The sequence below is a fragment of the Martinezella sp. CNPSo 3959 genome (genome assembly GCF_057784355.1).
In genome coordinates this window covers 169,498-183,832 of the sequence record NZ_JBXSOV010000008.1, presented here as the reverse complement: position 1 = coordinate 183,832, position 14,335 = coordinate 169,498, and the positions used below count along the sequence as shown (strand labels likewise).

General features: G+C 60.5%; 14 protein-coding genes. 6 read left to right on the top strand and 8 right to left on the bottom strand.

Annotation, left to right across the window (positions count from 1 at the left end; all coding sequences use genetic code 11):
* The first annotated feature begins 87 nt into the window (after positions 1 to 87).
* Positions 88 to 2,376, top strand: a complete 2,289-nt coding sequence (locus AC13RE_RS18575; RefSeq protein ID WP_488564015.1) for an NADP-dependent malic enzyme — start codon at positions 88 to 90, stop codon at positions 2,374 to 2,376.
* A 77-nt stretch (positions 2,377 to 2,453) separates the two neighbouring features.
* Positions 2,454 to 3,863: a DUF5939 domain-containing protein gene (locus tag AC13RE_RS18570; protein ID WP_488564014.1), complete on the top strand. Its 1,410-nt coding sequence runs from the start codon at positions 2,454 to 2,456 to the stop codon at positions 3,861 to 3,863.
* 6 nt (positions 3,864 to 3,869) lie between these two features.
* Here the strand turns inward: AC13RE_RS18570 and olsB are convergent, their stop codons facing one another.
* The 5 genes from olsB to AC13RE_RS18545 all read right to left on the bottom strand — a co-directional run bounded on the left by olsB (position 3,870) and on the right by AC13RE_RS18545 (position 9,824).
* Positions 3,870 to 4,748, bottom strand: a complete 879-nt coding sequence (gene olsB / locus AC13RE_RS18565; RefSeq protein ID WP_132715674.1) for a l-ornithine N(alpha)-acyltransferase — start codon at positions 4,746 to 4,748, stop codon at positions 3,870 to 3,872.
* Positions 4,749 to 4,980: 232 nt separating this feature from the next.
* On the bottom strand, positions 4,981 to 7,269 hold the full coding sequence (locus tag AC13RE_RS18560) for a PAS domain-containing hybrid sensor histidine kinase/response regulator (RefSeq protein WP_488564013.1): 2,289 nt from the start codon (positions 7,267 to 7,269) through the stop codon (positions 4,981 to 4,983).
* Positions 7,270 to 7,324: 55 nt separating this feature from the next.
* Complete coding sequence (gene lspA / locus AC13RE_RS18555) at positions 7,325 to 7,843, bottom strand: signal peptidase II (RefSeq protein ID WP_488564012.1); 519 nt, start codon at positions 7,841 to 7,843, stop codon at positions 7,325 to 7,327.
* The gene (locus AC13RE_RS18550) at positions 7,840 to 8,700 is read right to left on the bottom strand and encodes a TrmH family RNA methyltransferase (protein ID WP_488484241.1); all 861 of its coding nucleotides are present in this window, start codon (positions 8,698 to 8,700) and stop codon (positions 7,840 to 7,842) included. The genes lspA and AC13RE_RS18550 overlap by 4 nt, the downstream gene beginning before the upstream one ends.
* Positions 8,697 to 9,824 carry a class I SAM-dependent methyltransferase gene (locus AC13RE_RS18545; RefSeq protein WP_488564048.1) on the bottom strand — a complete coding sequence of 376 codons (1,128 nt, stop codon included), beginning with the start codon at positions 9,822 to 9,824 and terminating at the stop codon, positions 8,697 to 8,699. The genes AC13RE_RS18550 and AC13RE_RS18545 overlap by 4 nt, the downstream gene beginning before the upstream one ends.
* 115 nt (positions 9,825 to 9,939) lie before the next feature.
* On the opposite strand from AC13RE_RS18545, the gene AC13RE_RS18540 reads away from it, so the two are divergent.
* Positions 9,940 to 10,392 carry an SRPBCC family protein gene (locus AC13RE_RS18540; RefSeq protein WP_488484243.1) on the top strand — a complete coding sequence of 151 codons (453 nt, stop codon included), beginning with the start codon at positions 9,940 to 9,942 and terminating at the stop codon, positions 10,390 to 10,392.
* Between the two features lie 36 nt (positions 10,393 to 10,428).
* Entirely contained in the window at positions 10,429 to 10,887 is a 459-nt protein-coding gene (locus AC13RE_RS18535) for a GNAT family N-acetyltransferase (RefSeq protein ID WP_488564011.1), read from the top strand.
* Here the strand turns inward: AC13RE_RS18535 and AC13RE_RS18530 are convergent.
* From AC13RE_RS18530 to sppA, 3 genes are all read right to left on the bottom strand, one after another.
* Positions 10,879 to 11,211: a LapA family protein gene (locus AC13RE_RS18530; protein WP_112336691.1), complete on the bottom strand. Its 333-nt coding sequence runs from the start codon at positions 11,209 to 11,211 to the stop codon at positions 10,879 to 10,881. The genes AC13RE_RS18535 and AC13RE_RS18530 overlap by 9 nt on opposite strands.
* A 167-nt stretch (positions 11,212 to 11,378) precedes the next feature.
* On the bottom strand, positions 11,379 to 11,687 hold the full coding sequence (locus tag AC13RE_RS18525) for an integration host factor subunit beta (protein WP_015338608.1): 309 nt from the start codon (positions 11,685 to 11,687) through the stop codon (positions 11,379 to 11,381).
* A gap of 26 nt (positions 11,688 to 11,713) precedes the next feature.
* Complete coding sequence (gene sppA, locus AC13RE_RS18520) at positions 11,714 to 12,670, bottom strand: signal peptide peptidase SppA (RefSeq protein ID WP_488564010.1); 957 nt, start codon at positions 12,668 to 12,670, stop codon at positions 11,714 to 11,716.
* Between the two features lie 324 nt (positions 12,671 to 12,994).
* Between sppA and lptC the strand changes: the two genes are divergently transcribed.
* Both lptC and AC13RE_RS18510 read left to right on the top strand, forming a co-directional pair.
* Complete coding sequence (gene lptC / locus AC13RE_RS18515; protein ID WP_132715668.1) at positions 12,995 to 13,681, top strand: LPS export ABC transporter periplasmic protein LptC; 687 nt, start codon at positions 12,995 to 12,997, stop codon at positions 13,679 to 13,681.
* The gene (locus AC13RE_RS18510) at positions 13,678 to 14,328 is read left to right on the top strand and encodes an LptA/OstA family protein (RefSeq protein WP_132715667.1); all 651 of its coding nucleotides are present in this window, start codon (positions 13,678 to 13,680) and stop codon (positions 14,326 to 14,328) included. The genes lptC and AC13RE_RS18510 overlap by 4 nt, the downstream gene beginning before the upstream one ends.
* Positions 14,329 to 14,335 lie beyond the last annotated feature (7 nt).

Below are 14,335 nucleotides of genomic sequence, written 5' to 3'. Positions count from 1 at the left end.
AGGTGCCACCCTATCCGCGCGCCGCTATAGAAGACAACAGCTATCGGGCAAGAGGGACCGGTCGCCCACAGGAGGTTTGGAGGAACTATGGCTGACAGCAAGAGCAAGTCACGTCCGGGAACGGGAATTACCGATCAGGAAGCACTGGACTTCCACAAGAACGGCCGCCCCGGCAAGCTTGAGATCAACCCGACCAAGCCTATGGCGACACAACGCGATCTTTCCCTTGCCTATTCCCCCGGCGTCGCCGTTCCCGTAAAGGCGATCGCTGCCGATCCGGCCACCGCCTACGACTATACCTCGCGCGGCAACATGGTTGCCGTCATCTCCAACGGCACGGCCATCCTAGGCCTCGGCAATCTCGGCGCACTCGCCTCCAAGCCGGTGATGGAAGGCAAATCGGTCCTCTTCAAGCGCTTTGCCGACGTCGATTCGATCGATCTCGAGATCGACACCGAGAATGTCGACGAATTCATCAATTGCGTGCGCTATCTCGGCCCCTCCTTCGGCGGCATCAATCTGGAAGATATCAAGGCACCCGACTGCTTCATCATCGAGCAGCGCCTGCGCGAGCTGATGGACATTCCCGTATTCCATGACGACCAGCACGGCACCGCCATCATCGCCGCTGCCGGCCTCATCAACGCGCTCGAACTGACCGGCCGCGATCTCAAGACCACCAAGCTCGTCTGCAACGGCGCGGGTGCTGCAGCCATCGCCTGCATCGAGCTGATCAAGTCGATGGGCTTCAATCCGGAGAACGTCACCCTTTGCGACACGAAGGGCGTGATCTATCAGGGCCGCAGCGAGGGCATGAACCAGTGGAAGTCGGCTCACGCGGTCAAGACCGACAAGCGCACGCTGGCGGAAGCGATGAAGGGTGCCGACGTCGTCTTCGGCCTGTCGCAGAAGGATGCCTTCTCCGAAGAGATGATCCGCTCGCTGGCCGACCGGCCGATCATCTTCGCCATGGCCAATCCCGATCCGGAAATCACGCCGGAGGAAGTCGCCCGCATCCGCGACGACGCCATCATGGCGACGGGGCGCTCGGACTATCCGAACCAGGTCAACAACGTCCTCGGTTTTCCCTATATCTTCCGTGGCGCGCTCGACGTGCGCGCCACGACCATCAATGACGAGATGAAGATCGCCGCCGTCAACGCGCTGGCGAGCCTTGCGCGCGAAGACGTGCCCGACGATGTCGTTGCGGCCTATCAAGGTGCAAGGCCGCGCTTCGGTGCGCAATACATCATCCCCGTGCCCTTCGACCCGCGGCTCATCTCGGCAATTCCCGTAGCTGTCGCAAAAGCCGCGATCGAGAGCGGCGTCGCGCGCCGCGAAATAGCAGACATGGAAGCCTATGCACGCGAACTCTCGGCTCGGCGCGATCCGATCGCCTCGACGCTGGCGCAGCTTTACGAGCGCGTCCGCCGGCACCAGAAGCGCATCGTCTTTGCCGAAGCGGAAGAGGAGCAGGTCATGCGCGCCGCCCTCTCCTACGCCAATCAGGGGCTCGGCACGGCGATCCTGCTCGGCCGCGAAGATCTGATCCAGGCGACGGCCGAACGCGCCGGCATCGATCTCAACCGCCCCGGCCTCGAGATCGTCAATGCCCGTATCTCGAAGCGGGGCGATGCCTATATCGATTATCTCTATGCCCGGCTGCAGCGCCAGGGCTACCTGCATCGTGACGTGACCCGCCTGATCCATAACGACCGCAATCACTTTGCCGCCTGCATGGTCGCGCTGGGCGATGCCGACGGCATGGTGACGGGCGTCACCCGCAACTATTCGACCGCGCTCGGCGACGTGCGCCGCTGCATCGACGCCAAGCCGGGCCACCGGGTCATCGGCATCTCGATCGTGCTTGCCCGCGGCCGCACCGTCTTCGTCGCCGATACCGCCGTGCATGATATGCCGACCTCCGAAGAACTGGCCGATATCGCGGAAGAGGCTGCCGGTTTCGCGCGGCGCATGGGCTATGAGCCACGCGTTGCCATGCTCGCCTATTCCACCTTCGGCCATCCCCCGGGCGAACGTTCCGAGCGGGTCCGTGAAGCGGTGAACATTCTTGACAAGCGCTACGTCAATTTTGAATTCGATGGCGAAATGGCCGCCGATGTGGCGCTGGACCGCAAGCTCATGGAAAGCCTCTATCCCTTCTCGCGGCTATCCGGACCGGCAAACGTGCTTGTCATGCCCGCTTTCCATTCCGCGGCGATCTCCACCAAGATGCTGCAGGAGCTCGGCGGCTCGACGGTCATTGGGCCGCTGCTCGTCGGCCTCGACAAGCCGGTGCAGATCACATCGATGGGGGCCAAGGATTCCGATATCGTCAATATGGCCGCCATCGCGGCCTATGGTGCGGGGTCGTAGACGCTACCTTATGAAATTGAGCCGGCGACCCAACAAAGGTGATGGGCTCCCGTGTCAATTCGGTGTAAAATAGAGGGATGAGTGAAGCTCAGGTCTTGTTCGGAGTGCTGCGCCATTCAGCGCAGCCTGACATTGTCGATGCTATCGAGCGGCTCGTCCTTGAGGCACCCGACCGCAAGCTCAACCGTGTGAATGCACTCGCCTTCGCCGCCGACCATAGCTTCGATGAAGAACAGACTATCAATGCCTTCCTGCACGCGTCGCGCCTTGGCCTGTTCGAGATGTCGTGGAATGTTCTTTGCCCCGGCTGCGGCGGGGTATTGGATGCCAATACCTCGCTGAAAACCGTGCAAAGCGACACCTATAACTGTACACTTTGCGCAGCCGGCTACGAGCCGACGCTCGATGAGATGGTGGAAGTCACCTTCACCGTCAGTCCGCGTGTGCGCCACATAGAAGCGCACAATCCGCACGACCTGCCGCCGCTCGAATATTTCCGTCAGATCTATTGGGGCTCGGGTATCGACCTTCCCGACGAGGGATATGAAGAAAAAGTCGATCAATTCGTTCTGGAATCGCTCGAGCTGCCGCCCGGCGAGAAAGCAGTGATATCGCTTCAATTGCCGGCGGAATTCACCATTATCTTCGAGCCTGTCACGCATGCGGCGCAATTCCTCGATGTGAAGGGCGAGCCGTCTAGGGAAAGGCAGGCTCTTTCAATCGTTTTCGATCGCATGCACCGGCACAGCGAAGCTATCGAGTTGCGGCCCGGCCCCTTGCGCATCCAGATGGAGAACCACACGGACCTTCGCGTGCTGCCGTCGATCTGCGTGGCAAACGAGGCTCTTCATACGCTGCTTGGACAGCGCCGGCCATTTCTGACCGCCAAGCACCTGCTTTCCAACCAGACCTTCCGCGACATCTACCGCACGGATACGATCGACATCGATCAGCGGCTGAAGATCACCAGCCTCACCTTTCTGTTCACCGACCTGCGCGGTTCCACGGAATTATACGAAAGGGTCGGCGATCTCGCTGCCTTCGATCTGGTCAAGACGCATTTCGGCATCCTGCACGAGATCGTGGCAGCGGAGGCGGGTGCCGTCGTCAAGACGATCGGCGATGCGGTCATGGCGACCTTCCCGACGCCGGATCGGGCGCTCACCGCGGCGATGCGGATGCGCGAGGCCATGCTCAGCCTCAACAATGAGCGCGGCAACGACGACCTTCTCCTGAAAATCGGCATCCACGAGGGGCCGTGCATCGCCGTGAGCCTGAACGAACGACAGGATTATTTCGGGCAGACGGTCAATATCGCATCCCGCGTCCAGCATCTCGCCACATCACGCGAAATCTTCGCCACCAGTTCGGTGCTCGATCATCCTCGCGCTGCCGAACTGATGACAAGACGCGGTCTCACGCCGCAATCGCATCATGTCGCGCTGCGCGGCATCACCGACGCGATCGATATTTTCGCGATCCCTTGATAGTCCTCAGCTGGCAAAGCGACCGGCATCCGCTCCGTAGTAGTTCACGTAGCGGTTGGAGATGCTGGCGATCGGCAGGACGATCAGGACATCCGTGGTGTTGAAGGCCTGATCGACGACGGCGGTCGAGCCGACCATGGCGCCAAGGCGCAGATAGCCCTTGATCAAGGGCGGCATCGCCATCAGCGCTTTCTTCGGATTGATGGCCTCGACCGGCATCAGGTCCATGGTCCGGGCGAGCGACGGCAGTGCACCGACGGCCCAGTCATCCTTGGCGACAACATTGTGATAGAGAAAGGACAAGGCGAGCGCGTGCTGTTCCGGCAGGACACCGGGGAAGGAGGCGCAACCGATCATCGCGCCCATGCCATGCTTCAGCGCATAGGCCCAATTGCCCTGCCAGAGCAGCTCGACCGTGCGCTTGTTGCGGTAATCCGGCAGCACGCAGGAACGGCCGAGTTCCATGAAACGCTTGTCGGGATGACGGGCAAGCAGTGCGTCGATGTCGAATTCCGATGACGAATAGAAGCCACCATTTGCCATGGCCACTTCCTGGCGCAGCAGGCGGTAGGTGCCGACGATCTGGTCTTCCGAATCGCCTTCGATCGATCGATCCAGCACCAGAAGATGGTCGCAAATGGCGTCCCAGCTATCGACGTCACGCTGGCGACGCATGGCGTCAGCCGGCAATTGCGCGTTCATCTCCTCGACGAAAACGCGGTAGCGTACGGCCTGAGCGGCATCGATTTCGCGCGCCGTGCGGGCAAGGCGCGTTTCGAGATTTCCGATGCGTCCGAGCACATCGCTGGCAACCGGCTCAACCGTTGCCTTTGAAGACTGAACCATTTCGCCCTGAGCTTCGCGATTCAAAATTTCGATGGACATGGCGATTCTCCCCCTGCGGGCCGATATAGCGCCATAAACCAAATTCGTGCGACAGGAAAGTGACACGCAGCCTTGCTAAATGCAAGAACCGTGCCCATTGCAATATTCGAATAGGCGCCCCGTCCCCAACTTAGCGGCCGCAAATGCCGCAGGTTGAGCCTTCTTTTCGGCCTCTATCGAACATTGATGAGCCGGCTTCCTTGTTCGTCACTCGAAGATCGGAAAATAATTTTCAGGCGCGTTCGAAAACCGATCTGGATAGGCCGTTCAGCACTGTCTTCAGCTTCTCAGGATCGACCGGCTTTATGATGACGGCATCGGCACCGGCCAACAGCGCCTGGCGACGGATCGAATCGCGGCTGTCTGCGGTCAGTACGACGATCGGCAGCGAAGGAAGGCCATGCCTTCGTTCATGGGCCCGCAGTTGCGCAAGCACGGCCGCACCCGTGCCGCCCGGCATGTTGAAATCCGTGACCAGTACCTCCGGCCGCGTTTCGAGCTTTTCGATGCGGGCTCGAAGGCCATCGAAATCCTCGACGAGGCGGACCCTGTGGCCGGCCTTGGAGAGCATGGCCCGAACCAGCATCGCGTTGACCGGGTCATCCTCGCCCAGCAGGATATCGAGCGCACGGTCCTCCTCCGCCTCCGGCGTCGTTATACCGATCTCGGAAACGGCCTCGATCAAGGCGTCGCGTCTCTCCATGCCGCGCATGCGGCCTCTCAGCACATCGATCAGCGACTGCTCGCGCAGCGGCCGGATGAGCCAGGCATCGAAAAGATCGAGCGGATGAGTGTTGCGCTCCTCGGGATTGACCAGGAAGATCTTGCGCAGCCGAGGCACCGCAAGCGCATTTCCCTCGCTGAAATACCAGGGCGCCATGCGATGATCGACGATGAGATCCGTCCACACCCCGCCTTCGCCCATGGGGAAGGAAGGCAGAAGATCGTCCATGTCACCGGGGCCGATCAGCCGGCAGCGACCGCCGAGCGTCTGTATGGTCCGCATGATGGCCGTACTTGCCGCGCCTTCGGGGGCAAGCAGCAGGATACGAGAGCCTCTGAGCATGGTATTGCGCCGGTCGCTTCCGTTCTCTCCGGCAACCAGGCGGACCGGGAAGGAGATGACGAACTCGCTGCCCTTGCCGCGCTCGCTCGCGACGCTGAGGCCGCCACCGAATTCGCGCAGGATGCGGGCGGAGATGGCAAGGCCGAGACCGGTGCCGGCGCTTCTTTCTACCGTGGTACCGGCTTGCTCGAACTCGCCGAAGACACGGGCCTGCTCCTCCTCGGTCATGCCGGGACCGCTATCGCGCACCGATATCGTCAAATCCCGGCCATTGAGATCGACGCCGACAAGTACACCGCCGGTCTGGGTGAATTTCACCGCGTTGCCGATAACATTGAACAGAATCTGGCGCAGCCGGGCTGGATCAAACTCCAAGTTCTCCGGAACATCGGCCGCAACGCTTGCAGCGATTTCTATGCCCTTTTCATGGGCGCGATGGGCGAGCATCTCGATGACGCCTTCCAGCAGCGGCCGTAAAGCCTCCTGCCGTGGATGCAACTGGAAGCGACCGACTTCGATCGTGGAGAAATCAAGGAGATCCTCGACCAGCTGCACCAGCGCGTGACCCGATTGGCGAATGCCGGTAAGATAATTTGCCTGCTCCAGGGTCAACGGCGTCTGGGCGAGCAGATGGTTCATGCCGAGAATGCCAGACAGCGGCGTGCGGATCTCATGGCTGACGGTGGCGAGCAGCCGGGATTTGGCGGCGCTGTTATACTCGGCCTTCAATCTGGCGTCTTCGCGCAGGCGCGCAGCCTGCCGCTCCTCCGTCACGTCGCGCGCGACGCTCTGTATGCATAATTGCCCCGTCGTCGCGTCGCGGAACATGACATCGTGCCAGGCAAAAATGCGCCGCCCCTCGGGCGTTGCGATTTCCGCATCCTGATGCTTCGCGCCGGTGACGGTACGGAATACGAGGCCGGTCTCTTCCAGCGTCAGGCCCTCCGGATGCGGCCTGCCGGTCAATCGGCTGAACGTGGCATTGGCATGCATAATCCGCCGGTCGATGCTGCGTGTGACGGTGATGTCACCGAGCGCATCATGGATGGTGGCAAGGAGATTGGCGCTTTCCCTGTACTCCCACAGGCGATCATGCTCGCTCTCGCTGGCATTGGCAGCAGCAATCTCGGGCTCGTCCGCAGCGCCTCGAGCTTTGACGATGCCGATAGCGGCAAGCGCAAGGGCCACAAGACCAAACAGACCCGCGAGCAGCAGCGGCCCTCCGGCAAAGCCAATCACCAGAAAGGCTGCCCCAGCGACAAGACCCCCGCCATTCAGCCAATGGCCCAGCAACGACCGGGCCTGCGCGGGCGGTAGCGATTGCTGCCCCGCCTCACGCGGTACTGTCGATTTTACAAGCGACGACTCGTCGGCGGCCGGCCCTTCGCTCGGTCCCGTTTGGTCGTGAACTGCCGCGGCGGCAAGCTTTTCCTGCAGATCTGCCAGAGTGCTCATGCCGTCTGGCTATCATGGGCAGTCTTCCCGATGCCTTCAGGGATTCGATAGAATTTTACGCTTTTGCCTTTTTCGGCATGAGAAGCTCGTCGAGAATGACGCAGCCTGCGCCGACGGTGATGAAGCTGTCGGCAAGATTGAAGACGGCGAAAGACCACGTCTGCGTATGAAAGAGGATGTAGTCGATCACGTGGCCATAGAGAAAACGGTCGAGCAGATTGCCGAGAGCACCGGCGATGATCAGGGCAAAGCCCGTATGCGCCAGCCAGCGGTGATCGGGCGTGCGTCGCCAGAGCCACAGCACGAAGGCGACGATGACGAGCCGCATCCCGACGATGAACCAGCCATCCATGCCCGACAGCATCGAGAAGGCGACACCGAGATTATAGGTGCGATAGAGCGCCAGCATCGGAATGACCGGCACCATTTCCTGCAGAGGAAGCCAGTTGTCGACCATGATCTTGATGGCCTGGTCGAGAACCACAGCAACCACAATGAAAATCAGGATTGGCAGGGGCCGCGAAAACAGGGCTGGCCTTGCAGTCGGCTGTTCGTGGGTCTCGCTTTCGGTCATCGGGTCTCGCTCAGGGTCAGGATATGGCGACGGGCTTCAAACAGCATGACTGCCGTCGCGACCGCCAGATTGAGGCTGTCGGCGCGGCCGGCCTGCGGGATGCGGGCGAGCGCATCGGCCTCTTTCGCCAGGGCATCCGGCAGGCCGGACTGCTCGTTGCCCATCAGGATGACGACAGGCTTCTTCTTGTAATCGATGGTGCGGTAATCGACCGCGCCAGCCAGATGGGTGGCAACAACGGAAACCTCAGCCTTCTTCTTCCAGGCCAGGAACTCTTCCGGCGTCGCCTTGACGACAGGAACGGCGAAGACCGAGCCCATGGTGGCGCGTACGGTTTCCAGCGAAAACGGATCGGTCGTCTCGCCGACGAGGATGACACCGGAGGCGCCGGCCGCATCGGCGGTGCGGATGATCGTGCCGAGATTGCCGGGATCGCGGACGCGGTCGAGCGCTACCCAGGTTTCGCCGGCCTTCGGCTTGACGTCCCGAAGCTGCTGCCAGCGCTGCTCGAAGACACCGACTACCATCTGCGGATTGTCGCGGCGGGTGATCGAGCCGATGACTTTTTCGCTGACCTCCAGCACCAGCCCGCCGGCCGCGACCGTCTTGGCGGCCACCTGTTCGACGAGAGGCTTGCCCTTGGCCGCCTTGGCATAAACAAGCGTGCGGATCGTCCAGCCAAGTTCGAGCGCGTCGATGACGAGCTTCAGCCCTTCCGCCAGGAAGGCGCCGCTTTCCTCGCGGGACTTCTTGACCGTCAGCGCCTTGATGTCCTTGACGATCGGATTGGCAAGCGAGGTGACCTCCTTGACCTGTCCGACCTTGCGTGGGCCGTCACTGCGGAAATCCTGGTTCATTTCGGCACCCAGCGGCTGAAGAGAGAGGTGGAAAGCGCCCTGCCCGGCGTGCGGCCGTCAAGGCCGGCCTCACGGATGACCAGTTCGCCGGATTCGACCGCGCCGCCGGCGCCGCGCATGGTCTCGCGCATCAGCTCATGGATCGAGTAGAAGCTGGCGCGGATCGAATAGGCCGTCAGCACGAGGCCGAGCGCTTTCGGCGACAGGATTTCGCGGCAGATATCGAGCATCAGCGGCAGGTGTTCGAACAGGTGCCAGACTTCGCCGTTCGGACCGCGGCCGAATTTCGGCGGGTCGGTAAGGATGATGTCATATTTATTGCCGCGCCGTTCCTCGCGGAGGATGAACTTCATCGCATCCTCGCAGATCCAGCGGATCGGCAGTTTCTCCATGCGGCCCAAGGCCTGGTTTTCCCGCGCCCAGCCGATCGCTTTCTTGGAGGCATCGACATGGGTCACTTCCGCGCCGGCAGCGGCTGCCACCAACGACGCCACGCCGGTATAGCCGAAAAGGTTCAGGACCTTCAGCGGTCGTTTCGCCGCCTCGACCTGTTCCTTCATCCAGGCCCAGTGCACGATCTGCTCCGGAAAGACCCCGACATGTCGGAAGGCGGTGAAGCGGCCGAGGAAATCGACGCCGAGCAATTGCAGCGGCCAGGTCTCGCCGAGCGCTTCGCGCGGAAAGCGCCAGCGGCCCATGCCGTCCTCATCGGTATCGCCGGTGAAGATCGCATCGGCATTGTCCCAGACATGCGCGGCGAGCGACGGCGGCCATAGCGCCTGTGCTTCCGGCCGCACGATGCGGTAGGGACCGTATTGTTCGAGCTTAAGGCCATTGCCGCTGTCGATCAGGTGGAAATCGCCGGCACCGAGTGACTCGAGAATCACCGGCACGCGCTCCGGGGGACGCTCGCCAGTCCGCGCAATCAGCGGACGTTCCGGCGCTGCGGAAGCGGTCGTCGCATCGCGCGGCTCGGTCACCCGCTCGCCATGATCGCGCGTCGGCTTGGCTGGCCTCGAAGCATGCGCGGGCTTTGCCGGCGGCTTGCCGGACATATCACGCCGGGGTTTTGCCCCGAGACCGCCCGCAGTTTTCTGACCGGGCCGGCTTTCCCTATGTTTCACCATACTTGTCTCAAAATTGATATGTGCGTGCAAATAGCATCTGGCCGCCACTTGGCAAAGCGCTTTCCGATCTGCGATGATCCATGCACAAAATGTCACATTGGGAGGATTGCGCATGGACATGACCGGCGAGGAGCGGATCGCAGCACCCAGGGACGCCGTATGGGCGGCACTGAACGATCCGGAGATCCTCAAGCAATGTATCCCGGGATGCCAGAGCCTGGAGAAGATCTCGCCGACGGAACTGACCGCGACCGTAAAGCTGAAGATCGGCCCGGTTTCCGCCTCCTTCAATGGCGAGGTCAAGCTTTCTAATATCAATGCACCGGAAAGCTACACGATTTCAGGCGAAGGAAAGGGCGGAATTGCCGGTTTCGCCAAGGGCGGCGCCGACGTCGTGCTCAAGGAAGACGGCGACGAGACCATCCTGCAATACGAGGCCAAGGCGCAGGTCGGCGGCAAGATCGCGCAGCTCGGCTCGCGGCTGGTCGATTCGAGCGCCAAGAAGCTGGCACAGCAGTTTTTTTCCGATTTCACCGCGGCGATCAACGACCAGTCCGGCGCCTGATTGCCGAGCGCATATTTGGCGCCCATATAGTCGATCATGACATCGAAATCTCAGACATGGGCCATCCGGCCCGCACGCGAACAGGATATGCGGACGCTCGCGGAGATTTATCTCCAGGTCCGCCGCGAGACATTCCGCTGGGTCGACCCCGATCGCTTTATACTGGAAGACTTTGCCACTCACACGAATGGCGAGCGTCTGTTCGTCTGCGAAGATGAGCATGGCACGATCGCCGGCTTCGCCGCGATTTGGGAGCCGGACGACTTCATCCACATGCTCTATATCCTGCCGGCCTTCCAGGGCCGTGGCGCGGGCAAGGCACTAATGGCCGCACTGCCGGATTGGCCAGGGCGCCGCTATCGGCTGAAATGCCTGGTCAAAAACATCCGCGCCATGGCGTTCTACAGGATGCTCGGCTTCGAGATCATCGGCGACGGCGCGTCGCCGGAAGGGGATTATAAAGAGATGCGGCTTGGCGATGCCGCTTCACTTTGACGGCAGCTGCCCGGCGATCTCTTCGGCGCGCGTGCGATGCTTGTCGGCTTCAGCCTGCCAGCGTACCGCTTCTCGCGACTGGTTACGCGCGCGCTTGCGATGCTTTCCCTGATTGACCCACGTGACCGCGGCACCGACGATCATGCCGAGGATCAGCGCCACAAACAACAGCACGAACAAGGGCGCATTCAGCGACAGCACCTGATCCTCCGGCCGAAAGGGATTGAGCGCCAAAGTGACGGATTGCCTGTTGGCAACGCAGAATATGATGAGGATGATGCCGAGCGGCAGCAATATCAGCAGATTGACGATCTTCTTGGCCATTGCGCAGCTCCTTTGTCCGCGGCCATGAGTGCCACGCACCCAAGCCACCTTCAGCCGCAGAATAGAAAAGAGGCGGCTGAATTCAAGTGCCACCGCGTCGCGGCACAATCATGTCCGACAACTATTTTCGTCGGCGCATTTGGGAAAACTCGGCCGGAATGGCCCGATCAGTTGTCGTCTTCCTCATCGTCGCCGGCGCCCGGATTCAGGCGCTCGCGCAATTCCTTGCCCGTCTTGAAGAAGGGAACCCATTTTTCCTCGACGAAGACGGTATCGCCGGTACGCGGATTGCGACCGGAGCGTGAAGGCCGGTTTTTGACGGAAAAGGCACCGAAGCCGCGAAGCTCAACTCGGTTTCCCGCTGCGAGCGCATCGGTGATCTCATCCAAGACAGCATTGACAATATTTTCGACGTCGCGGTGATAGAGATGCGGGTTGCGGGCGGCAACAATCTGCACCAGTTCCGACTTAATCACAGCTATCCCCTTAAATCATTGATTTATCAATTGGCTGCACCCTGCCAAACAGAAAGCAGGCCGTCAAGAAACAACTTATCGGTCATGATTTTCTGGAGGCTCTCTCCTTTAATAAAATCATCATAACCGAGGCGATTTAGCAACCAGGAAGCGGCACCCGGCCAAAAGAAGGACGAAGTTTTGTCTTCCGGCTTCCAATCGACGATCGGCAGATCCTTCTTGACCTTGCGCGTTTCGAGATAGGCAAGGATTTCGTCCTCGCCGCCGAGCGTGTCGATCAGCTTGTTCTGCAGCGCCTGGCGGCCGGTGAAGATGCTGCCGTCTGCAAGCTTTAGCACTTCGTCACGCGGCAGCTTGCGACGCTCGGCGACCAGATCGACGAACCAGGCGTAGCTGTCCATGACCATGTTGCGGATCATGTTCTTGGCGTCTTCGCTGGCGGGATGGAACGGCGACGGCTCGGCCTTCAGCGGCGCCGATTTGATCTCGTCGAGCGAAACGCCGACCTTGTCGAGCAGATCCTTGACCTGCGGATACTGAAAGATGACGCCGATCGACCCGGTGATGGAGGTATCGCCCGCAACGATATCGTCGCCGGCTGTCGCGATCATGTAGCCAGCCGAGGCCGCAACGGTGCGAATGTCCGACACGACCGGCTTCTTGGCGGCGACCGCGCGGATCGCCTTGAAGATCCGCTCCCCACCATAGGTCGTTCCGCCCGTCGAGGAGATCGACACGATCAGCGCCTTGACCTGGTCATTGTCGCGGATCTTCTTCAGCCGCTCCAGAAGCTCCGGATCGTCCTGGATGAGCCCGGAAATCTTGACGCGGGCGATCTGCTGACCGCGCGCATCGGGCAGATCGGCAGAGACGAAGCGATAAAACGCAAAGCCCAATGCCACCAGGAGCAAAACGGCAACAATGCGCCAGAAACCGAGCTTGCGTCGCAATTGTCGCCGATCCGCGATTGCAGAACTGTCCATCACGCCTTATTTCTCCCCGCAACAAATTGAAAGCGCTACAAGCCGGATGTATGACACCTTGAAACGGGCACAATCCTCAGAGAAAAGCGTTTCCCGTTTTCGATGTCGTCGGCGGGGCGTCGCTCTGTCGTTCATCAGATAGGACATCGCCCGACCTGATGAAACCGGCCGATGGCATATTTTTCTGCTAAAATTCGCCCATGGCAGGAAAAAATCCATATTGGCAAGCCAGTGCAATAATGCGAAACGATCCGATAGGCTTTTTGGCACAGCCTCGCATAGCGTGAATGCGGTTTTCCGGATCATAGAAGACGGACCAGTTGCATGCTCAATACGATCGAGCCCCCCGGCGAGGCAATGCGCTCGGTGCCGGAACGGAACGCGTATAAAGACGCGATTTTCCACTCTAACCGCGTAAAGCGGCTGAGAGTGTTGTTGCCGCTTGCCGCCGTCGTGGTCTCGCTCCTGTTTATCGTCGTCTCGGTCATCCGCGCCTATCTGCCTGCCGACATCCGGATCGAGGGTGCCAAGATCGAGGATGGCAAGGTGGTCATGGAGCGCCCTGCCATATCCGGCCGCAACAAGGATGGCATCAGCTATTCGCTGCTTGCTGAAAAGGCACTGCAGGATATCAAGAACCCGAATATGATCACGCTCAAGACCATCAAGGCATCCATGCCGGTCAATACGGATGTGATCGCCCACGTCACGGCCCAAAGCGCGGATTTCGATCGCCAGGCCGATACGCTGAAGCTGACCGAACCCTTCACCATCATTATGGACAACGGCCTGCACGCGGAATTCAAGACTGCCTTCCTGGACGTGAAGAAGGGAGACCTTTCCAGCCAGGATCAGGTCGCAATCAGCCGAGGCGGTATGTCGGTTGTTGCGCGTTCGCTCAAGATGACGGATAAGGGGAGCGTAATCGAATTCGACGGGCAGGTTCGGATGAACATCCAACCCGCCACTCTCCATAATTCAGATAGCCAACAGAAGCCGGGCGGTTCATGACAAAGTATTGGCCTAATTCAATTTTCAATTCCGGCTTGCCCAAGGCAGGCCTTCTCTGTGCCTTTGGCGCCGTAGCATTCTTCGCCGCTGCCGAGGCCGGCGCACAGTCGACGACCAGCTCGATGCCGGGCCTTGCCCTTTCCAAGGATCAGCCGATCCAGATCGAAAGCGACAAGCTTGAGATTCACGACCAGGAAAGCCAGGCCGTCTTCACCGGCAACGTCAAAGTCGTGCAGGGCACGACGACCATGCAGGCCGGCAAGATGACGGTCTTCTACAAGAAGAAGCAGGCGGGTGACGCCAAGCAGCCCGACAATCCGGTCGCGAAGGCCGCCAAGGAACAGAACCAGTCGCTGGTGTCTGGCGATGCCAACATCGACCACATTCTGGTCAACGACAAGGTCTACCTCGTTTCCGGAACACAGACGGCGACGGCGGAGGACGGCTCCTTCGACATGACCAACCAGCTTGCCATCCTCAAGGGCAAGAAAGTGGTTCTGACTGACGGGCCGAACGTTTTCACCGGCTGCCAGCTTACCGTGCACATGGCAACAGGCGAAGCCCAGTTGGATTCCTGTGGCGGCCGCGTCCAGATCCAGCTCGACCCGAAGTCGCAGCAAGTGCAGCAACAACAAAAGAAAAACTGATACCGGT